The sequence below is a fragment of the Micromonospora sp. NPDC049203 genome (assembly GCF_043197215.1).
In the GTDB taxonomy this organism is placed as follows: domain Bacteria; phylum Actinomycetota; class Actinomycetes; order Mycobacteriales; family Micromonosporaceae; genus Micromonospora.
The window spans coordinates 551,894-572,092 of the sequence record NZ_JBICSV010000002.1 but is presented as its reverse complement, the minus strand read 5'-3'; the positions used below and the strand labels follow the sequence as shown (position 1 = coordinate 572,092).

The window sequence follows — 20,199 nt, the reverse complement described above, 5'->3', positions numbered from 1 at the left end:
CCAGGAGGGAGCGTCATGACCACGGTCGGTACCGGCGTCCACGTCGCTCTCGACGGCGCGACGCTCGGCCTTCCCGATCTGCGCCGGATCGCCGAGGACCACGTGCCGGTCGCGCTCGGCACCCGGGTGCTGGAGCGCGCGGCCGTGAGCCGGCAGCAGGTCGAGCAGACCGTGCGGCAGCACCTCCCGGTGTACGGGGTGGCCACCGGCTACAGCGAGATGGTCCGCCTGCTCACCGAAGCGACCGACGAGACCGAGTTGCGGACCGGCCTGGTACGCGGTCACAGCGCCGCCGTGGGACCGCTGCTCGGCGAGCCCGAGGCGCGGGCCGTGACCACCGCACGACTGAACGCCCTCGCCAAGGGGCCGTCGGCGGTTCGGCCCGTGGTGCTCGAACGTCTCGCGCTCCACCTCAACGAGGGTCTGACGCCGGCCGTGCCGGAGACCGGACTGCTGGGCGCCGACGGGGACCGGGCCGCGCTGGCCCACATGGTCGGCACGCTGCTCGGCGAGGGGCACCTGCTGCGGGACGGGGTGCGGACGCCGGTCGGGCCGGTGCTGCGCTCGCTGGGCATCGAGCCGCTGCGGTTGGACGTCAAGGAGTGCCTGGCGCTGCTCAACGGCACCTCGGCCATGACGGGCGTGGCCGCCCTGGTGGCCGAGCACGCGCTGGCGCAGGCACGGCACGCCGAGATCGCCGCGGCGCTGGTCGTCGAGGTGCTGCAAGGCTCGCCGAGCCCGTTCCAGGCGGCCGGCCATGAGGCCCGCCCGCACGCCGGCCAGATCGCCAGCGCCGCCAACATGCGTGCGCTGACCGGCGGCAGCAGGCTGATCAGCGACCACGCGGACCGCCGTCGGCGAGTGGCCGCCAGGATGACGGGCGGCAACGGCGACGGGGCCGTGTTCGGCGCCGACGTCGTTCTCCAGCAGGCCTACTCGTGGCCCTGCGTCCCGCAGGTGATCGGCGCGGTCCGGGACACCCTCGGGCACGCCACGCGCACGCTCGAGATCGAACTCAACTCGGCCGACGACAGTGCGCTGTTCCCACCGGACCGGGACGTGCCCACCGGCCAGCCGGTCGCCTTCGTGATGGACTTCCTGACCATCGCGCTCGCCCGGCTCGGCGCGTCCTCCGCCCGGCGCAGCAGCCGGCTGCTCCACCGGCGCGTCGACGACGGCCTGCCGGAGAGCCTGATCAAGGGCGGTCCCGGCTCCGCCGGCACGCGGTACCGGGCCACCGCGCTGGTCGCGGAGAACCGGACGATCGGTCCGGCCAGCACCGGCGGCCCGCCCGGTGACGACGACGAGGACCGGGCCAGTGCGGGGCTGGTCGCCGCCTGTAACTGCCGGCGGGTCCTGGGCAACAACTTCCTCATCCTCGCTTTGGAGCTCCTCGCCGCCGCTGCGGCGGTGGACGTCTCCGGGCGCCTCGACCGCCTCAGCCCGGCTGCCCGGGTCACCTACAGCACCGTCCGGTCGCTGGTGCCCACCCTCGCCGACGACCGCTACCTGGCCGACGACGTCCAGTCGGTCGCCGACGAGTTGGCGCGCGGCACGTTGCTCGACGCCCTCGACGACGCCGGCATCAACCTCCAGTAAGGAGAAGTTCCCATGACCATCACTCCGGAAGCTCCGCAGGCGCCCAGCGCGCTCTCGCTGCAGCAGCAGTTCCTCTGCATGTTCGCCCAGGGCTTCGAGGCCGGGCCGTTCGGGCCGCACTACGTGGAGGTCGGCGGGTGGCGCATCCACGGACGCGTCGACGGGCAGGTCCTGCGCCGGGCGTTGGCCGACGTGGTGCAACGGCACGAGGCGCTGCGTACGGTGCTGCACCTGGAGAACGGCGGCGGCACCCAGAGCGTGCTGCCCGCCCGGCCGCCCGAGCTGCGCGAGGTGGAGCTGGACGGCTCGCCCGGCGTGGACCGGGACCAGCGCGCCGAGGAACTCATGATCGAGATGGAGACCCGGCCGTTCCCGATCGACGAGGTTCCGTTGATGCGGGCCGTGCTCGGCCGCTTCGACGAGCAGGACTCGGTGCTGGTGCTCTGCACCCACCACAGCGCCGCGGACGTCTGGTCGCTCCAGGTGATCCTGCGGGACCTGGCGGAGTGCTACGCGGCGCGCGTCGCCGGGGACGAGCCGCGGCTGCCCGAGGCGACCCAGTACCGCGACTACGTCTCCGCGCAGCAGGAGGAGGCCGCGGGGCCGACGGTGGCGGCCGCACGTGCCTACTGGCGTGAGACGCTGCGCGGCGCCCGGATCCTGGTCGAGCCGACGCACCGCAACGAGCAGGCCCCGGCGACGAGTTACCACCGCTTCACCACCGACGAGCACCTCAGCACCGAGGTGTCCCGGCTGGCCCGGGAGACGCTCAGCTCGCCGTTCATGGTGCTGCTCGCCGCGTTCGCCGTCTTCGTCCACCGGCGCACCCAGGCGACCGACATCACGGTGCCCACGTTCGCCCCGGGCCGCCAGCGCGGCTTCCAGGCCACGGTCGGGTCGTTCTTCAACTTCCTCCCGCTCCGGGTGGACCTGCGCGACTGCCGCTCCTTCCGGGACGTCGTCACCCGCACCAGGACTGCCTGCGTCGGCGCCTTCAAGCACGAGCTGCCGCTGCTGCACGTGCTCGCCGAGGCGCCCGAGCTGATGGCCTCGGTGAGCCCCGACGCGGTGCCGTGCCTGTTCCAGGCCGTCCAGCCGCCCTACCTCATGCAGGGCAAGCGAATCGGCGACCTCGAGTACACGGCGATCTGGCGGCGGGTCAAGCCGCAGCCGGTCGGCTCCGAGACCCCGGACGGCATCATCTGGTCGATGCACCTGGGCAAGACCGAAGTGGTCGGTGGGCTCAGCTTCAGCCGCCACCTGTTCGAACGCGCCCAGATCGAAGAGCAGGTGGCCGGATACCTCGGCGTGATCGCCGAGATGGCGGCCGACCCGGACGCGGCGATCTGAGAGGCTGACCCATGACCGTCACCGCGAACGACGTGCAGGGCGCGGCCCTGTCATCCGAGCCCGACGTCACCCCGGCCGTGCTGATCGAGCGGGCCAGGGCTCTGGGGTCCACCCTGGTGGCCCGCCAGCGGGAGACCGAGGAGCGAACGTACTACGCCGAGGACACCCACCGGGCGTTCCGGGACGCGGGCCTCTACCGCATCACGGTGCCTAAGCGCTACGGCGGCTACGAGTTCGGCTTCGACACCTTCCTGCAGGTCGTGATGATCCTGACCCGTGCCTGCGCGTCGACCGGCTGGATGTACTGCCTGGGCGCGGCGCACTCGCTGTTCGTCGGCACCATGTTCGGCGAGAAGGCGCAGGCCGAGATCTTCAAGGATCGTGACTTCATCGCACCGCTCGTCAACGCCCCGCACGGCACGGCCCGGCGCGCGGCGGACGGCGGCTGGATCCTGAACGGCGTCTGGAAGTACTGTTCCGGCGCGCCGTACGCGACCCACCTCATCGGCAACACGATGATCATCGAGGAGGGGCAGCCGCCGCGCCCGCTGCTGTTCATCGCGCCCCGCGACCAGTGGGAGATGCTCGACGACTGGGGCTGGCAGCTCGGCCTCAAGGGCAGCGGGTCGCACAGCATCCGGATCTCCGACGGGCACATCCCCGGCCACTTCGGCCTGGAGCTGGACTTCAACGAGATCTCGGTCACCGGTGGCACCCCCGGGCGTGACCTGCACGAGCACCCGCAGTACGGCGGTGCGCCGGCCAGCTCGATGGCCCTGGAGGGCGCACACATCGCGGTCGGCATGTGCCAGGGCGCGCTCGACGCGTACACCGAGTTGATGTTCTCCCGGCCCACGATCCTGCCGCCGTTCCCGCCCCGGGTGGAGGACCCGGACTTCCAGCTCTGGTACGGGCAGGCCAGCAGCATGATCGACGCCGCCGAGACGCTCGTGCTCGCCACGGCCCGGCGCTGGCACGAGCTGTCCGAGCAGCCGGTCGGTGCGTTCACCGCCGAGGAGGACCTGCGGATCGCGCTGACCTGCCGAGAGGCCACGTCACTGGCCTGGCGGGCCGTCGACGAGATCATCCAGCCGACCGGCGGCAGCACCTCCGTACGGGAGGGAGAGCGCCTCGAACGGGTCTGGCGGGACCTCTCCACCGGCCGTACGCACGTCAGTTCCGCCGTGCTGCTCACCACCATGGCCAACCGCGCGTACACCCAGATGCGGCTGCGGCGCGAGCACCGGTGACGGTGATCGCGGCGCCGGGGTCAGGCCGGCGTCGCCGGCCGCGGACACCGTCCGCCGGCTGACGGCGACCGGCCGGGACGCACCGGGCGGTGACACGGATGCGTGTCACCGCCCGGTGCGTCCCCGTCTCCCGGCCGGACGGTGCGGCCCGGCTGTGGGCGTGCGCCGCACACACCGGTGCGGCGTCGCGTGCGGCTCAGGGGGCGCCCTCCGGTGAGGGCCGGGGCACGGCCCGGAAAAGGCGCCAGCCGCTGCCTTCCACTCGGGAAGGCAGCGGCTGGTTCGCCGACCGCGACTGTCGGTCAGGCGCCGAGCCGGAGCCGCTCCGGCTCCGACTGCGGCAGCGCCTGCGGGGCCTGGCCGTCGTTGGCGGCGCCCGAGTCCACCCGACGCGCGTACTCGTCGAGCAGTTGCTGAGCCTGGTCGTTGGCCTGGCTGAACCGCGCTACCAGGTCCGCGCCGCCGACCAGCACGTCGTGCATGGCCTGCACGGCCGTGCTCTGGACGGGCAGGAAGTTGCCCATCACCGCCCCCCGGGTGGCGGGGGAGTCGGGACTGGCCCGGAGCTGGTCGACGGCGGCCCGCTCGTGCGGGTTCCGGTCGTACCAACCCTCGCTGGCGAGCAGGGCGATCGACGCCTCGGTGGAGGGGACGAACGCCCGCCCGTGGTCATAGACGGCGCGGGCGTTGCGCGGGCTGTTCAGGAACTGCATGAGGGCCAGCGCGCCGTCCCGGGTCCGCTCGTCCAGCCCGTCGCGCAGCCACAGCGACTCGCCGGCGATGACGCTTCCCGAGTAGCCGGCCCGCTCGTTGTACGGCATCGGGCTCGCCTGCACGTGGAACCCGGCCCGCCGGGCCGCCCGGACGATGGGACCGGCCTCGACCGAGGTGCTGATCATCATCGCCGTGTCCCCGGCGGCGAACGTCTCCATGCAGCCCCACCAGTCCGACGACTTGCCGGTGTAGAGGTAGTGGCCGGCCCGGTGCAGGTCCCGCCACCAGGTCGCGTAGGCCAGCATCTCCGGGGACGTGTAGTGCACCTTCTCGCTGCGCCCCGACCTGCCGTTGTCGTGGTCGGCGGTCAGCCCGCCCTGCTGGGCCACAGACTGCTGGAACAGCCAGCCGAAGTTGGGCCAGGTGATCCCGCCACGGCGCGCGCCGTTCCGGCCGGCGACGGCGGCGCAGGCGGCCTCCACCTCCGACCAGGTGGCCGGCGGCTCGGTGATCCCGGCCGCGCGCAGCGCGTCCATGTTGGAGTAGAGCAGGAGAGTGGAGGTGTTACGTGGCATCGACCGCAGCTCGCCGCCGAACGTGTGGTAAGCGCGCATGTTGGCCACGATGTCGTCGAGGACCACCGGCTCGCCGAGGATCTCGTCCCGCCCGCCCACCGCCTCGGTCACCGAGGTGAAGAACGGCCGTCCCTCCGGGTCGCGGAGGTCCTGAACCTCCTGGAGATACGTGTACTGGTACGAGGCGATGTGCGGCGCCGTGCCCTCGCGTGCGGCCCGGGCCATCTCCCGGGGGAAGGCGCCCACGTTGACGGCCTCGACGACGGCCCGGTACTGCGGATGCCTGCGGTTGAACTCCTCCGCCTGTCTCCGGACCGGGTCGACGAGTTGTTGCCACATCGGCCAGCGGTTCAGCCAGAGCTTGATTGTGATCTTGTCGGCTGATTCATGCATCAGTCCTGCCACCTCAGGTCGGCGCCGGGGATATTCATAGGGTTCTCATGCTCTGCGCCGTCAGCAGCTGTCGCATCTCCTCGCTTGCCCCGGACCGTCCGCAGGCGGGCACGCGGGAAGAGGACCTTCCCCGGCACGGCGGGCCAGACTTCAGATCCGGAGGCCGGACCTGAAGTGGAGGACTCCGCCATGACCGCACCCGTTCTCGCGCCGGGCGCGCCGGTGCACCTGCTCGTCCGGCGCCGCGCCGAGGCGGCGCCGGAAGCCACCGCCATCTCGTGGGGAGACGAGGCCGTCTCCGCGCGCGACCTCGACCGGCACGCCGCACGGATCGCCGCCGCGCTGGCCGGCTTCGCCGGTCGCCCGGTCGCCGTACGGGTACCGGCCGGACCGGACCGGTACGCGGCGCTGCTGGGGGTGCTGCGCGCCGGCGCCGTGCTGCTGTGGTCCGGCACCGGGGCGGCCGGCGAGCGCGGTCGCGCCATCCTCGACGCGGTGCGCCCGGCCGCCGTGCTGACCGGCGGTGCCGGCGACGAGCTGAGCGACTGGCACACCGGGCGCACCGGTGTACCGCAGATCGATGTGACAGCCCTGCCCGACGCGACCGCGACCGAGCCGTCCGTTCCGCCCGGGGCCTGGGCCTACCTCGCGCACACCTCGGGTTCCACCGGCCGGCCCAAGGGCGTGCCACAGACGCATGCCGCACTGGCGCAGTTCAGTACCTGGTTCGCCACCGAGTTCGGACTGGCTCCGGGCGTACGGGTGGCGCAGTGGGTGGCCCCGGACCACGACCCCGCGCTGTGCGAGACGTTCGCGACGCTGGTGGCCGGCGCGGTGCTCTGCCCGGTGCCCGACCCGATCCGCGCCCACCCCGGCCGCCTGCTCGCCTGGCTGTCGGCGGAGCGGATCGACGTCCTGCAGACCGTGCCCAGCTTCGCCCGCCAGTTGCTGACCGAGAGCACCGAGCGGTCCCGGGTGCCCCTGCTCCTGCGTCGCCTGCTGCTCATGGGCGAGGCAGTGCCGGAAAGCCTGGTCCAGGGATTCCAGGCCGCGGCGCCCCGGATGGCCCTGGCAAACATCTACGGCCCGACCGAGACGGTCGCCGCCACCTGGCACCGGATTCCACGCGGGTTCCGGGGCACCGTGCCCATCGGGCGGCCGATCCCCGGCCGGGACGTGCTGGTCCTCGACGAGCGGGACCGCGACTGTCCGCCCGGAGTGGTGGGTGAGATCGTGGTCGGCAGTCCGTACGTGACCCCGGGCTATCTCGGCGACGACGCCGGTGGGCCGGCCTTCCGCCCTGTGCCCGGCCGTGGGCCGGGGCCCTGGTACCGGACCGGCGACCTGGGCCTGCGCCGCGACGACGGGCTGCTGGAGTTCCGGGGCCGCCGGGACCAGCAGGTGAAGATCCAGGGGCATCGGCTGGAACTGGCCGAGATCGAGTCGATTCTGCTCGAGCACGGCTCCATCGCCGAGTGCGCCGTGCTCGCCGTGACCGGTGCCGACGGCATCGTCACCAGGCTGACCGCGTACGTCGTGCCGCGGGAGGGGCCGGACCCGGCACGGTGGCGCGCGCACATGCGGCAGCGCTTCGGTGACGTGATGCTGCCGATGACGTTCCGGGTTGTGCCGCACGCGCTGCCGCGCAACGAGACGGGCAAGGTCGACCGCCGCCGGCTGACCGGACTGGACCAGCCGCCGGCCCCGGCCGACGGACAAGACAGCAGCTCAGGAGATGCGCCGCGGTGACCTGAGCGGCCAGAGTCACACCTAACGGCGTTCGGACTCGAGGAGAATCAATGGACACAGTCACCACGCTGCCACGAGCGGAGCTGCTGCGGCGTGCGGCCGAGCTCGGCCCGCTGCTGCGGAACAACGCACAGGCGTCGGAGGAGCAGCGGCGGCTCAGCATCGAGACGCTCGAAGCGCTGGGCGGCTCCGGCCTGCTGCGCATGCGGGTCCCGCGGAGCTACGGCGGCTACGAGTCCGACATGCGGACCGTCGCCGAGGTGCTGGCCGAACTCGCGCGCGGCGACGGCTCCGCGGCCTGGACCGCGTCCGTCTGGCTGATCAGCAGCTGGATGGTCGGGCTGTTCCCCGACTCCGTGCGCGCGGAGGTGTTCGCCGATCCGGACGTGCGGATCAGCGGCATCCTCAGCCCGACCGCCATGGCGACGTCGGTCGACGGTGGCTACCGGGTCAACGGCAAGTGGTCGTTCAACACGGGCTGCCTGCAGAGCGACTGGAACGTCAACGCCGCCGTCCGGCCCACCCCGGACGGCCAGTTCGAGCCCGTCATGGTCCTCGTCCCGATGAGCGAGCTGCAGGTCATCGACGACTGGCACACCACCGGCATGCGCGGCTCGGGCAGCGTCTCCACCGTGGCGGACAACGTCTTCGTGCCCGAGGACCGGGTGCTGCCGATGGGTCCGGTGATCGGCGGGGCGCACCCGCTGCAGCAGGACCCCTCGGCGCCGATGTGGCGGGCCCCGTTCATGCCGATCGCCTGCATGACTGTGGGCGCCGTCGCCTACGGGCTGGCGCAGGCGGCGCGGGACGCGTTCCTCACCCGGCTGCCGGGCCGCAAGATCACCTACACCGACTACGACGAGCAGAGCGCCGCGCCGCTGACCCACCTCCAGGTGGCCGGCGCGACGCTCCGGGTGGACGAGGCCGGCTTCCACATCCTGCGCACCGCCGACCGGATCGACGCGAAGGCGGCCACCGGCGAACCGTGGACGATCGAGGAGCGGGTCCAGGCCCGGCTCGACCTGGGCGCCGCGTGCCTGCGCGCCAAGGAGGCAGTCGACCTGCTGGCCGGTGCGAGCGGCGGAAGCTCGCTCCAGCTCGACGTGCCGATCCAGCGCATCGAGCGCGACATCAAGGCGCTGAACCTGCACGCGATCATGCATCCCGACACCAACTTCGAACTGTACGGGCGGGTGGCCTGCGGGCTCGCCCCCAACACCCAGTACCTCTGATCTCCTGCCAGGAGGAGCGACATGACCACTCAGCAGCAGCCGGCCACCGCGGACATCGCCGAACGGGTCGCGGCCATCTGGACGGATGTCCTGGGCGATCGGTCCGGCACGTTCTTCGAACTCAACGGGCAGTCCATCGCCGCCGTGCAGATCGCCGCGGCGGTCGAGGAGCAGCTCGGTGTCACTCTCGACATCGGGGACCTGTTCGAGGACCCGGATCTGGAGACCCTGACCCGTAACATCCTGGCCCGCGTCGAGGGGTGACGGGGATGGCCGACCTGACCCACGTCACCCCGGCCGCTCCGCTGGACGACGTCGTGGCGATCCTGGAACGCGACGGGGCGGTGATCGTCGAGGACTTCGTCGACGGCGAGACCCTCGCCGGGCTCCGGGCGGACCTCGAGTCCGGCCTCGATGCGGCCGGCTACAGCGAGAGTGGTTACGACGGGCAGAAGACCAAGCGGCTGTCCAGCCTGTTCCACTGGTCGCCGCGTCACATGTCCACAGTGGTCACCCAGCCGCAGTACCTCGGTGCGGCCCGGCGCCTGCTGCAACACCCCACGCACATGTGGATCGGCAAGGTCCGGATGGAGGTGACGCCGAACATCCAGGTCAGCTTCACCCAGGCGATCCGCATCGACCCGGGGCAGGGACGGCAGCCGTTGCACCGCGACGACGCGATGCACCTGTGGCGGCATCCGGGCCCGCCGTGCCGGCTGCAGCTGATGCTGGCCATGACGGACTTCACCGCGGCGAACGGCGCGACCCTGGTCATCCCCGGCAGTCACCACTGGGACGACGAGCGGGCCCCGACGTACGCCGAGACGGTCCCGGCCGTCATGCCCGCCGGTTCCGCGCTGCTCTGGCCGGGCGGCGTCTACCACGGCGGCGGCGCCAACACCACTGACTCCTCGCGGATGAGCCTCTCCGTCGCGCTCGACCTGGGTAACCTGCGGCAGGAGGAGAACCAGTACCTCGCGGTCCCGCGGGAGACAGTGCAGACCCTGCCGGAGGAGGTGCAGCGGCTGCTCGGCTGGGACCGCTGCCCGCCGGGTCTCGGCCAGGTCGCGACCCAGGACCCGCATCTGTTGCTGGAGCGGACGCTGGAGGAACTCACCGCCCGGCCGCGCGGTGCGAATCCGTTGATGTAGGGCCGGCCGGGTCCCACCCGAACCGGTGGCGCGCCGGACATGAGCCGGTCCGTGCCGTCGCCTGACGCAGCCGGTGCGCTCTGCGAGAGCAGGCGCACCGGCTGCGTCGTGTGATCCCGCCGGAGACGGCCACCGCCCCGGCCGGCCGGGGCCGGCTCACCGGCCCGCCGGCGTACCCGTCACGCTCTCGCCTGCGGTGCGTTCCCGCTCGGCGGCGTACGCGGCTTCGAGGCGCTCGAAGGCGCCGGGGCCGTGCCGCGGGCTCGGCGGCGCGCCCAGGTGGCGTACCCGGAGCTCGTCCATGAGTTCGTCGAGGAACGCCGGGCCCGCGTCGCGCATGAACTGCTGTCGGCTGCGGAGCGCGTCGTCGCCGCGGCGCCAGTCGAGCCCCCAGTCGCCGAGGGCGTAGAGGATCGGCAGGGTCTGGATGCCACTCTCGGTGAGGCTGTAGAGAGCGCGCTGCCCCCGCGCCGCGGTGCCGCGGGTGAGGATCCCCGCCTCGACCAGCCGCACCAGGCGGTCGGCGAGGATGTTCGACGCGATGCCCTCGACCGATCCGGTGAGCAGCGCCCTGAAGTATCGTCGGTCGCCGAAGATGACGTCGCGGAGCACGAGCATCGACCACCGGTCGCCGAGCAACTCGACGGCGGCGTTGATCGGACACCCGGATCGTTGTTGCACGCTTCCTCCTTGACAGGTATGTCGCTCTACATATAGTGGTTGCGGAACGCAACCGCTACCGGGAAGAGGCGATGATGGGCCGCTTCGTGTACTGGATGAACGTGTCCCTCGACCTCCGGATCGAGCAGGTGCCGGGTGACAACGGCGCCGGCGAGTGGCTGCGCATCGACGAGGAGCTGCACCGGGAGTTCAACGCGCGGGCGCGCGCACTCTCGATCATGGTCCAGGGTCGCGTCATGTACGAGATCATGGAGGAGTACTGGCCACGCGCGCGGGGGGACGAGTCGCTGCCGGACTTCCTGCGGGAGTACGGCGAGATCTGGACCGCCGCGCCCAAGGTGCTGGTGTCCCGCACCCGCCGCCACGCCGACCACAGCACCCGGATCATCGGCGGTGACGACGCGATCGAGCAGCTCGCCGACCTCCGCGCCACCACCCCCGGTACTCTCGGGGTGGGCGGCGCGACGCTGGCCACGCAGCTGCTGCGGGCGAGGCTGCTCGACGAGCTGCTGCTCTTCACCCACCCGGCGATCCTCGGCTACGGCCGGCCGCTCTTCGACGACTACGACATGCCCATCGACCTCGACCTGATCGAGCAGCGGTCGTTCAAGCAGGGCGTCACGATGCATCGCTACGCCGTCTGCGACGCGAGCGAGACGAGCCCCTGACAGCGCTCAACCGGGCCCGCCGGTCGGTCAACCGCCCGTTCCACCAGGCTGAACCGTTCTCGTGGCGAGATCGAGGTCGGCGGCGCGGGCGAGCTGATCCCGGGTCCGGGCGTCGCTGAGAAGCGGCTCGTCGAACTCCCGGGAACCCGAACGGACGGCCGCCAGCACCCGGTCCAGGAACAGGAGCATGCTGTCGGCCGGCGGGAGCCGGTGCGACTCGGACGTGCCCCCGACGTCCACCCGCACGGTGGGGGAGAGGTCCGGCGGCGCCGAGAACGGGCGCTCGAAGTCCACACCGACGCCGGGGCCCAGCAGGTGGAGGGCGTTGCGGTAGCCCGTCGTGAAACCGAACTGGCCGACGAGCGTGCGGTCGCCCGGATAACCGGCCAGCACGCTGTAGGCGAGTTCCAGGCCGTCGGGGGCACGGTCGCCGACGATGACCTGGAGGCGGTCGGGCTCGGCATCCCACAGGACCCGGCCCAGGGACGCGAGGTAGGGGCCGGTGTCCAGCAGGGCTCCGCCACCCCGCGAACGGTCACGGCGGAAGTCGGTGGCGGGCACCGGCGGGGTGAAGACCGCGACGGCCTTGGTGAACGTCGCGTCCAGCGCGCCCGCCCAGGCGAACATCGGATGGTACGAGTAGCAGGTCGCCTCGGCCAGGACCAGCGACGACCGCCGGGCCAGTGCGACGGCCGACCGCGCCTCGGTCAGGGTCGGGAACGCGGGCTTGTCGACCACCACGTGGTGTCCCGACCGCAGGGCCCACGCGACGGCCTCGGCGTGCTCGCCGTTGGTCAGGGAGATGTAGACCAGGCCGGGCCTGCGGCCGGTCAGGGTACGCCAGTGCGTGCCGTCCCGGCGGCTCACCACGGTGATCGAATCGAAGGGAAGCGCCGCGGCGGCGGGCAGGACCCGCCGCTGCGCGAAGCGCGACCGGCCGATCAGGAGGAAGTCCACGCGACTCCTAGAGAAGGCAGGCCATCAGGCTGCGGGCCTCGACGTTCACGTAGTAGCCCGCCGACACCAGGCGGTCCAGCAGGCCCAGTGTCATCCAGCGGTGGGTGGGCGGCACGTCCACCTCCTGGCCGGGCCGCAGTTCGATGACCACGTGCCGGGTGTCGGCCCGCAGGAAGCGGCCGCCGTCCTCCGACTGCACCGAGCTGTGCCGGACCTGTGACACCGGGGCGGAGAGATACTCCACCAGCGGGGGAAGATCGGACGGGGTGCGGTAGTAACCGGGGGCCAGCTGGATGCTGGCGGCCAGCTCCAGCCGGTCCGTCAAGCCGGGCTGCACCAACGCCTGGACCAGGAACTCGAGCGCGCCGCCCCGGCGCCGGCAGAGGAACGCGACCAGGTTGCCGGGCACCGGCTCCAGCATCGGCTGGGTCCAGCTGGTGACCTCGCGGCTGGTCGCGGTGATCTTGAGGCCGACGACGCGGAAGTAGCCGCCGTCGCGGTGCCGGATGCCCTCGTCGTCGGCGATCCAGCCGTCCAGGCCGGACAGGGCGGTGCGGTGGACGTCGAGCGTGTAGAGCTCCTTCTGGTCGATCAGCCAGGTCATGGCGTCGGCCAGGTCGGCGTCCGAGCGGCTGCGGCGGTGCGAGGCGACCACGGCCGCGTGGAAGTCGTCCTCGGGGTCCGGCCCGTTGCCGGCGTAGGAGATGCAGGCCAGCACCGTACGGGCGTTCATGTTCACGTGGCCGGCGGCCAGCTGTGCCCGAAGTTGCCCGAGGGTGAGCCAGGCGAAGTCGTCGAGGCGCGGCACGTCCACGTCCGGCGGAATCTCGACGATCATGTTGCGGTTCCGTTTGTGCAGGTACCACGACGCGTGTTCGGAGAGCAGCCGGTCGACCAGCACCCGGCCGCGCGAGGGGCGCAGGAAGTGTTCCAGGTACGGGGTGGGCCGCCCACCGTGCACGCGCTGGTAGTTGCTCTGCGTGGCCTGCACGGTCGCGGCGTACTGCACCAGGCTGCTGTTGCCGGGCTCCATCTTGACCTGCATGAGGAAGTGCGGCACGCCGTGGAACCGCTTGACCAGGATGCCCAGGATGCCGATGTCGGGCTGCACGATGATCGGCTGGTGCCAGGCGGGCACGGGACCGAAGTTGGTGCGGACCGCGAGGCCCTCCACGCTGAAGAAGCGACCCGAGGTGTGCGCCAGCCGGTCCGTCAGCCGCCATTCGGGCAGCGCCGACAGCGGCACCTCCGTCACCTCGTACGTGGCGGAGGCAGACCGCTGCTTCAGGAACAGGTCGGCGTCGACAGGCCCGTCGGTGACGAGCGCCGAGGCGAGGAACCCGGGTCGCATCAGATCGGCCCGGACAGCGAGGGCAGTGGGAAGACGAGCTTCCCGCCGGCGGCGACGAACTCCCGCTCCCGTTCGAGGAAGCCCTGCCGGTGCACCCAGGGCAGCACGAACAACTGGTCGGGGCGGCGGGACTTGGCCTCCTCCTCGGAGACGATCGGGATTCCGGTGCCCGGGGTGACCGCGCCGTGCTTCTCCTCGCTGACCTCGCCGATGCACGGCAGGTCGTCGGTGGTCAGGCCGCAGTACTGGAGGATCACGTTGCCCTTTGTCGACGCGCCGTACCCGACGGTGTGCAGGCCGGCCCGGCGCGAGCGGTCGAAGAACGCGCGCACCTGGTCGCGGTGCTCGGCGACGCGGCGGGCGAACGTCTCGTACGGCTGCTCGGTGTCGAGCCGCAGCGCCGCCTCACGCTGCCGGACGCGCTCGATGCCGGCGTGGTCGATCCGGTGCTTCGACGGGTCCTTGACCAGGGTGACGCAGAGGCTGCCGCCGTTCACGTCGGTGATCTCGGCGGTGGTCAGGGTGAGCCCGGCCCGTGCCGCCATCCACTCGATCTGGCGCAGCTGGTAGTACTCCAGGTGCTCGTGGCAGATCGCGTCGTACGCGGGAATCTCCAGCAGCGGCAGCGCGTAGCTCATCTCGATCATCCACACGCCGTCGTCGGCCAGGATGTCGCGCACCTCGGTCATGAAGCCCAGCGGGTCGGGCAGGTCGTAGAACATCGCGATCGCGGTGACGATCTTCGCCTTGCGGTCGCCGTACCGCTCGGTGAAGCCGTCCCTGGTGAAGAAGTCGGAGATCAGGGCGATGTCGTCCGGGTAGTACTGGCGCCACTTCTCGCCGGTCGGATCGACGCCCACCCGGGTGACGTGCGACGGGTACGCCTTGAGCAGGGTCCCGTCGTTGCTACCGATGTCGAGCACCAGGTCGCCCGGACTCAACTCGACCAGGCCGGTAAGGGCGGCCACCTTGCCGTTCAGGTGATTGATCATGAAGGGGCGGATGCTGGAGCGGTAGCCGTAATGCTCGCCGTACATCAGCGACAGGTCGGCGGTGTGCCGCATCTGCAGGAGTCCGCAGCCGCCCAGGTCACACCGCACAAGCTCCAGTGGGGCGATCTGTACGTCCTCGCCGGGCCGGGGGAAGATGCCGGTGAGTGCCTGCATCCCCAGGTCCAGCACCGGCACCAGATTGCGGTTGCCGCAGATCCGGCAGGCCGTGCATTCGGTGACCGTTCCGGTGCCGATGGTCATGATGCCTCCCATGGTGAGTGACGGGCGCTCAGCGGTCGCGGCGCGCCGGCTTGTCCGCTCAGACCGCCACGGCCGGGGTGCGCCGTTCGACCGCCGTGCGGAACAGCGAGGCCACCTGCTCGACCTCGGCGTCGGTGAGTGACTGGTGCAGGGGCAGCAGAAGGGTCGTCGCGGCGGCGGCGTCGGTGCCGGGCAGGCGGGCGTCCGAGCCGTACAGCGGAACGCGGTGCAGCGGTGGATAACGGAATGTCGTGTAGACGCCGTTCTCCAGCAGTTCCTCGGCGATGCCGTCACGCAGCGCCGGATCCACCTGGACCCAGTAGAAGTAGTGCGTGGACCGGTGTTCCTCGGGCGGCTGCGGGCAGAGCCGCACGCCCCGCAGGCCCGCAAGCGCCCGGTCGTAGGCGGCGCAGATGTCGCGGCGGCGCGCCACGAAGCCGGGCAGGCGGCGCAGCTGGACCTGGCCGATGGCCGCGGTCATGTCGTTTCCGATGAGCCGCTGGCCGACCTCGTGGATGGTCTGATCCCACCAGCGGCGCGGGTCGCGGGCCATCGCCGCGAAGGCGCCGCGGTCCTGCATGCCGTGGTAAGCCAGGCGGTGGGCGCGCCGGGCCATCTCCGGATCGCGCAGATAGATCATGCCGCCGTCGCCGGTGGTGATGATTTTGCGTGAGTCGAAGCTCCAGATGCCGACGTCGGCGAAAGTGCCGCACGCCTTCCCCGCCACCTGGGAATAGACCGCGCAGGCGGCGTCCTCGACGAGCGGGATGCCGCGCTCGCGGCACAGCTCGGCGATCCCCACGACCTCCCCCGGGTGACCGCCGTAGTGCAGGATCGTCACCGCCTTCGTGCGCGGGGTGAGGCAGGCGGCGATGTCCGCCACCGACGGGTTCAGGGTGTGCGGGTCGACGTCGCAGAACACCACCCGGGCGCCGGAGGCGGCGATCGTGTTGGCGTTGGCCACGAAGCTCACCGAGGGCACCACGACTTCGTCGCCCGGACCGAACTCGAGCAGCCTGGCGGTCAGCCCCAGCGCCGAGGTGGCCGAGTTGAGGAAAAGCAACGTCTCCGGCGGTACGCCGAGGTGCTCACCGAAGGCGCGCTCGAACTCCCGCGTCCGAGGGCCGTAGCCCAGCCAGTTGCTGTCGAATGCCTCGCCGACCGCCGCGAGCTCCTCGGCACCCACACTCGGCTGAAACACGTTGATCATGCGGCGTCCTTCCGGCCTACGTCCAGCAGGGCCTGCGCCTCGGCGGTGGCCCGGTGGAGCGGGCGGCCGGGTCAGTGCCTTCATGCTCGGCGACCACGGCCGGCGGGTGCATCTTCGTCGGTGCCGTCCGCGGCAGCACGTGAACACCAGGCCGGCACCAGGGCAAGCGAAGAGGTGCGACGGCTATCGCGCCGGTGATGGCATCGATGCGCAACCAGGCGTTCTTTCCCCACACCAATCGGGAGCATCACATGACCACGGTGGAAACCGATGTCCGAGTCGAGTTGAACGGCGAGACGCTCGACGTGCCGCAGGTGCGCCAGGTTGCCGAGGAGCACGTGCCGGTAGTCCTCGGCGAGCGGGTGCTCAGCCGCGCCGCCGCGAGCCGGGAGCAGTTCGAGGAGACCGTCCGCAGCAACGTTCCGGTCTACGGCGTGACGACCGGCTACGGCGAGATGATCTACATGCTCGTCGACACGGCCAAGGAGACCGAGTTGCAGACCAACCTGGTCCGCAGCCACAGCGCCGGCGTCGGTCCGCTGTTCGCCGAGGCCGAGGCACGCGCCGTGGTCGCCGCCCGGCTGAACGCGCTGGCGAAGGGCCACTCCGCGGTTCGTCCCGTGGTGCTCGAGCGCCTCGCGCTCTACCTCAACGAGGGCCTCACCCCCGCCGTACCGGAGATCGGCTCACTCGGCGCCAGCGGAGACCTGGCCCCGCTCGCACACATCGCCAGCACCCTGATCGGCGAGGGCTACCTGCTGCGCGACGGCGACAAGACGCCGACCGGGCCGGTGCTGCGCTCGCTCGGCATCGAGCCGCTGCGGCTGCGCTTCAAGGAGGGCCTCGCCCTCATCAACGGCACCTCGGCGATGACCGGTGTGGGCGCTCTGCTGGCCGAGTACGCGCTGGCCCAGGCCCGACACGCCGAGATCGCCGCCGCACTGGTCATCGAGACGTTGCAGGGTTCGATGAGCCCGTTCCAGCCGGAGGGCCACGACATCGCCCGGCCGCACGCCGGGCAGATCGCGAGCGCCGCCAACATGCGCACGCTGATGGCCGGCAGCAAGCTCACCGTCGAGCACGCCGACCTGCGCAAGCAGGTGGCCGCCAGCAAGGAGAACGGCAACGGCAACGGCGGCAACGTCTACCGCTCCGACGTCTACCTCCAGAAGGCGTACTCGCTGCGGGCCATCCCGCAGGTCATCGGCGCGGTGCGGGACACCCTGTCGCACACCCGGCTCAAGCTCGAGATCGAGCTGAACTCGGCCAACGACAACCCGCTGTTCTTCACCGGCAAGGAGATCTTCCACGGGGCGAACTTCCACGGTCAGCCGGTGGCCTTCGTGATGGACTTCCTGACCATCGCGCTCACCCAGCTCGGCGTCCTCTCCGAGCGGCGCAGCAACCGGCTGCTCAACCGGCACCTCAGCTACGGTCTGCCGGAGTTCCTGGTCAAGGGCGAGCCGGGTCTCAACAGTGGCTTCGCCGGTGCGCAGTACCCGGCCACCGCGCTGGTCGCGGAGAACCGCACGATCAGCCCCGCCAGCACCCAGAGCGTCCCGTCCAACGGCGACAACCAGGACGTGGTCAGCATGGGCCTGATCGCCACCCGTAACGCTCGCCGGGTGCTGCGGAACAACCACATCATCCTGGCCCTGGAGTTCCTCGCCGCCGCGCAGGCCGTGGACGTCTCCGGCCGCCGGGACCGGCTCAGCCCGGCCGCCCGGGTCACCTACGACACGATCCGGTCGCTCGTGCCGACCCTCGACGAGGACCGCTACATGGCCGACGAGCTCGAACTCGTCGCCGCCGAGCTGGAGCGCGGCACGCTGCTCAAGGCCCTCGACGACGCCGGCGTCCGCCTGAACTGACGGGAGAGTCTCATGACCGGCACGCGGACCGCGTATCGCACCTGCCCGCTCTGCGAGGCCGTCTGCGGCCTGCGCCTGACCCTCGACGGTGACCGGGTCACATCGGTGACCGGTGACAAGGACGACCCGTTCTCCAAGGGCTACCTGTGCCCGAAGGGCGCCACCCTGGGCCGCCTCGACGAGGACCCGGACCGGCTTACCGGCCCGATGGTCCGCGAGGGTGAGGCGTGGCGCCGGGCGGACTGGGGCGAGGCGTTCGCGATCGTCGCCCGGGGGCTGGAGGGAGTCATCGCCGAGCACGGGCGGGAGGCCCTGTCGCTCTACTACGGCAACCCGACCTTCCACACCATGGCCGGCATCCTCTACCGGGGTCCGCTGGCCATGGCGCTCGGCACCCGCAACGTGTTCTCGGCGAGCACCGTCGACCAGATGCCCAAGCACGTGGCGTCCGGGCTGATGACCGGCGACCCGTGGGCGGTGGCGGTGCCCGACCTCGACCGCACGGACCACCTGCTGATCATCGGAGCCAACCCGGCGGTGTCGAACGGCTCGCTGTGCGCCGCGCCGGACTTCCCGGGGCGGATGCGGCGGCTGCGCGAGCGCGGCGGGCGCATCGTGGTGCTCGACCCGCGCCGCACCCGGACCGCCGAGCTGGCCGACGAGCATGTGTTCGTCCGGCCCGGCAGTGACCCGGCGCTGCTGTTCGCCATGGTGCACACGCTGCTGGACGAGGAACTGGTGACGATCCGGGTGCCGGTGGCCGGCCTCGACCGGCTGCGGGAGCTGGCCGCGCCGTTCACGCCCGAACTGGTGGCCCCGTTCTGCGGCGTCGACGCGGAGACCGTCCGGCGGCTCGCCCGGGAGCTCGCCGCCGCGCCCACCGCCGCCGTCTACGCCCGCATCGGCACCTGTACGGCCGAGTTCGGCACCCTCGCGCAGTGGTTGGTGGACGTGCTCAACGTGCTGACCGGAAACTTCGACCGGGCCGGCGGGGTGATGTACGCGAAGCCGGCCACCGCCGAGGTGCACAAGAGCCCCGAGCCGTTCACCGCGGGGCGTTGGCGCAGCCGGGTGAAGGGCTTCCCCGAGACCCTCGGGGAGTTCCCGGCCGCCACCATGGCCGACGAGATCGAGCAGCCCGGCCCCGGTCAGGTACGGGCTCTCGTCGTCGTCGCCGGCAATCCGGTGCTGTCCACTCCGGACGGCGGACGGCTCGACCGGGCGCTGGAGAGTCTCGACTTCATGGTGGCTGTCGATCCGTACCTGAACGAGACGACCCGGCACGCCCACGTCATCCTGCCGCCGCCGCGCACCCTGCAGATGGCGCACTACGACTTCCTCATCTCCACCATCCAGGTACGCAACTACGCCCGCTACTCCCCGGCGGTGGTGCCACTCGACGCCGGGCAGCGCAGCGAGGCCGAGATCCTGGAGCGGCTCACGCTGATCGCGATGGGACTGGGCGCGCAGGCCGACCCGTCCGGGCTGCCAGAGCAGATGCTGGGCCAGCTCCTGTCGGCGATCCCGGTGACGACCCGCGCCGAACTGGACGGCGAGGACGGCCCGGATCTGCTGCTCGACGCCATGCTGCGGATGGGCCCGTACGGCCTGACCCGCCGGAAGCTGCTCGACCACCCGAACGGGATCGACCTGGGCCCGTTGGAACCCCGGCTGTCCGAGATCCTCAAGACGCCGTCCGGGCGGGTCGAGCTCGCCCCCCAGCCGCTCGCCGAGGACACCGGGCGGTTGCGGGCGGCGATGATCCGCCCGCCCGCGCCCATGGTGCTGATCGGACGCCGGCACCTGCGCTCGAACAACAGCTGGATGCACAATGTGCCGACGCTCACCGGCGGCACCAACCGCTGCACCCTGCAGATCCACCCGGACGACGTGGCCCGGCTCGGCCTCGGCGAGCGGGCACGGGTCAGCTCGGCCTCCGGCGAACTGGAGGTCGAGCTGGAACCGACCGACACGATCATGCCCGGGGTGGTGAGCCTGCCGCACGGGTGGGGGCACCGGCGTACCGGCCAGCGGGTGGCCGCCGGTCGGGCCGGGGTCAATGTGAACGAGCTGACCGGTGGTGCCGTGGACGTGCCCTCCGGCAACGCGGTCTTCAACGGTGTGCCGGTCGCCGTGGCGCCGATCGGCGGCTCAGTAAGCGGCTCAGTAAAGCAATCTGGAAGATCTTAGGCCGC

The 20,199-nt window shown here is 71.5% G+C and carries 16 protein-coding genes; 10 read left to right on the top strand and 6 right to left on the bottom strand.

The window, feature by feature from the left end:
* Window positions 1-15: 15 nt before the first annotated feature.
* The 3 genes from cmdF (ACGFIA_RS07070) to ACGFIA_RS07060 are packed head-to-tail and all read left to right on the top strand — an operon-like array spanning window position 16 to window position 4,199.
* Entirely contained in the window at window positions 16-1,599 is a 1,584-nt protein-coding gene (gene cmdF / locus ACGFIA_RS07070; RefSeq protein WP_357386733.1) for a tyrosine 2,3-aminomutase, read from the top strand.
* A 12-nt stretch (window positions 1,600-1,611) separates the two neighbouring features.
* The gene (locus tag ACGFIA_RS07065) at window positions 1,612-2,949 is read left to right on the top strand and encodes a condensation domain-containing protein (RefSeq protein ID WP_357386735.1); all 1,338 of its coding nucleotides are present in this window, start codon (window positions 1,612-1,614) and stop codon (window positions 2,947-2,949) included.
* Window positions 2,950-2,960: 11 nt separating this feature from the next.
* Window positions 2,961-4,199 (top strand): acyl-CoA dehydrogenase family protein, encoded by a 1,239-nt coding sequence (locus ACGFIA_RS07060; protein WP_357386737.1) that lies wholly within the window; start codon window positions 2,961-2,963, stop codon window positions 4,197-4,199.
* 302 nt (window positions 4,200-4,501) lie between these two features.
* Here the strand turns inward: ACGFIA_RS07060 and ACGFIA_RS07055 are convergent, their stop codons facing one another.
* The gene (locus ACGFIA_RS07055; protein ID WP_357389594.1) at window positions 4,502-5,881 is read right to left on the bottom strand and encodes an extracellular solute-binding protein; all 1,380 of its coding nucleotides are present in this window, start codon (window positions 5,879-5,881) and stop codon (window positions 4,502-4,504) included.
* A gap of 189 nt (window positions 5,882-6,070) precedes the next feature.
* Between ACGFIA_RS07055 and ACGFIA_RS07050 the strand changes: the two genes are divergently transcribed.
* Genes ACGFIA_RS07050 through ACGFIA_RS07035 form a run of 4 tightly spaced genes read left to right on the top strand, consistent with a single transcriptional unit; the run spans window position 6,071 to window position 10,013 of the window.
* Window positions 6,071-7,630 carry an amino acid adenylation domain-containing protein gene (locus ACGFIA_RS07050; RefSeq protein ID WP_393259036.1) on the top strand — a complete coding sequence of 520 codons (1,560 nt, stop codon included), beginning with the start codon at window positions 6,071-6,073 and terminating at the stop codon, window positions 7,628-7,630.
* Window positions 7,631-7,680: 50 nt separating this feature from the next.
* On the top strand, window positions 7,681-8,862 hold the full coding sequence (locus ACGFIA_RS07045; RefSeq protein WP_393259034.1) for an acyl-CoA dehydrogenase family protein: 1,182 nt from the start codon (window positions 7,681-7,683) through the stop codon (window positions 8,860-8,862).
* Between the two features lie 21 nt (window positions 8,863-8,883).
* Complete coding sequence (locus ACGFIA_RS07040) at window positions 8,884-9,126, top strand: phosphopantetheine-binding protein (RefSeq protein ID WP_357389600.1); 243 nt, start codon at window positions 8,884-8,886, stop codon at window positions 9,124-9,126.
* Between the two features lie 5 nt (window positions 9,127-9,131).
* Window positions 9,132-10,013, top strand: a complete 882-nt coding sequence (locus tag ACGFIA_RS07035) for a phytanoyl-CoA dioxygenase family protein (RefSeq protein WP_393259032.1) — start codon at window positions 9,132-9,134, stop codon at window positions 10,011-10,013.
* Between the two features lie 156 nt (window positions 10,014-10,169).
* Here the strand turns inward: ACGFIA_RS07035 and ACGFIA_RS07030 are convergent, their stop codons facing one another.
* Window positions 10,170-10,694, bottom strand: coding sequence for a winged helix-turn-helix transcriptional regulator (locus ACGFIA_RS07030; RefSeq protein ID WP_393259030.1), 525 nt, complete (start codon window positions 10,692-10,694; stop codon window positions 10,170-10,172).
* 74 nt (window positions 10,695-10,768) lie between these two features.
* On the opposite strand from ACGFIA_RS07030, the gene ACGFIA_RS07025 reads away from it, so the two are divergent.
* A complete protein-coding gene (locus tag ACGFIA_RS07025; protein ID WP_357477161.1) occupies window positions 10,769-11,362 on the top strand; it encodes a dihydrofolate reductase family protein in 594 nt (197 codons plus the stop codon).
* 27 nt (window positions 11,363-11,389) lie between these two features.
* Here ACGFIA_RS07025 and ACGFIA_RS07020 read toward each other — a convergent pair whose 3' ends face one another.
* From ACGFIA_RS07020 to ACGFIA_RS07005, 4 genes are read right to left on the bottom strand one after another with little or no spacing between them, the layout of a single operon-like run.
* Window positions 11,390-12,319 (bottom strand): Gfo/Idh/MocA family protein, encoded by a 930-nt coding sequence (locus tag ACGFIA_RS07020; protein ID WP_393259027.1) that lies wholly within the window; start codon window positions 12,317-12,319, stop codon window positions 11,390-11,392.
* A 7-nt stretch (window positions 12,320-12,326) separates the two neighbouring features.
* The gene (locus tag ACGFIA_RS07015; RefSeq protein ID WP_393259026.1) at window positions 12,327-13,670 is read right to left on the bottom strand and encodes an NDP-hexose 2,3-dehydratase family protein; all 1,344 of its coding nucleotides are present in this window, start codon (window positions 13,668-13,670) and stop codon (window positions 12,327-12,329) included.
* Window positions 13,670-14,923, bottom strand: coding sequence for a class I SAM-dependent methyltransferase (locus tag ACGFIA_RS07010; RefSeq protein WP_357389612.1), 1,254 nt, complete (start codon window positions 14,921-14,923; stop codon window positions 13,670-13,672). The genes ACGFIA_RS07015 and ACGFIA_RS07010 overlap by 1 nt, the downstream gene beginning before the upstream one ends.
* 58 nt (window positions 14,924-14,981) lie before the next feature.
* Window positions 14,982-16,133, bottom strand: a complete 1,152-nt coding sequence (locus ACGFIA_RS07005; RefSeq protein ID WP_357389614.1) for a DegT/DnrJ/EryC1/StrS family aminotransferase — start codon at window positions 16,131-16,133, stop codon at window positions 14,982-14,984.
* A 251-nt stretch (window positions 16,134-16,384) separates the two neighbouring features.
* On the opposite strand from ACGFIA_RS07005, the gene cmdF (ACGFIA_RS07000) reads away from it, so the two are divergent.
* Entirely contained in the window at window positions 16,385-18,004 is a 1,620-nt protein-coding gene (cmdF, locus tag ACGFIA_RS07000) for a tyrosine 2,3-aminomutase (protein WP_357389616.1), read from the top strand.
* A 12-nt stretch (window positions 18,005-18,016) separates the two neighbouring features.
* On the top strand, window positions 18,017-20,194 hold the full coding sequence (locus ACGFIA_RS06995) for a molybdopterin oxidoreductase family protein (protein ID WP_393259023.1): 2,178 nt from the start codon (window positions 18,017-18,019) through the stop codon (window positions 20,192-20,194).
* Window positions 20,195-20,199: the final 5 nt, after the last annotated feature.

Coding starts and splice junctions, on each gene's coding strand:
- cmdF (WP_357389616.1), top strand. CDS start 16,385: ATGACCACGGTGGAAACCGATGTCCGAGTCGAGTTGAACGGCGAGACG.
- ACGFIA_RS07025 (WP_357477161.1), top strand. CDS start 10,769: ATGGGCCGCTTCGTGTACTGGATGAACGTGTCCCTCGACCTCCGGATC.
- ACGFIA_RS07055 (WP_357389594.1), bottom strand. CDS start 5,881: ATGCATGAATCAGCCGACAAGATCACAATCAAGCTCTGGCTGAACCGC.
- ACGFIA_RS07050 (WP_393259036.1), top strand. CDS start 6,071: ATGACCGCACCCGTTCTCGCGCCGGGCGCGCCGGTGCACCTGCTCGTC.
- ACGFIA_RS06995 (WP_393259023.1), top strand. CDS start 18,017: ATGACCGGCACGCGGACCGCGTATCGCACCTGCCCGCTCTGCGAGGCC.
- ACGFIA_RS07045 (WP_393259034.1), top strand. CDS start 7,681: ATGGACACAGTCACCACGCTGCCACGAGCGGAGCTGCTGCGGCGTGCG.
- ACGFIA_RS07010 (WP_357389612.1), bottom strand. CDS start 14,923: ATGACCATCGGCACCGGAACGGTCACCGAATGCACGGCCTGCCGGATC.
- ACGFIA_RS07005 (WP_357389614.1), bottom strand. CDS start 16,133: ATGATCAACGTGTTTCAGCCGAGTGTGGGTGCCGAGGAGCTCGCGGCG.
- ACGFIA_RS07040 (WP_357389600.1), top strand. CDS start 8,884: ATGACCACTCAGCAGCAGCCGGCCACCGCGGACATCGCCGAACGGGTC.
- cmdF (WP_357386733.1), top strand. CDS start 16: ATGACCACGGTCGGTACCGGCGTCCACGTCGCTCTCGACGGCGCGACG.
- ACGFIA_RS07060 (WP_357386737.1), top strand. CDS start 2,961: ATGACCGTCACCGCGAACGACGTGCAGGGCGCGGCCCTGTCATCCGAG.
- ACGFIA_RS07015 (WP_393259026.1), bottom strand. CDS start 13,670: ATGCGACCCGGGTTCCTCGCCTCGGCGCTCGTCACCGACGGGCCTGTC.
- ACGFIA_RS07035 (WP_393259032.1), top strand. CDS start 9,132: ATGGCCGACCTGACCCACGTCACCCCGGCCGCTCCGCTGGACGACGTC.
- ACGFIA_RS07065 (WP_357386735.1), top strand. CDS start 1,612: ATGACCATCACTCCGGAAGCTCCGCAGGCGCCCAGCGCGCTCTCGCTG.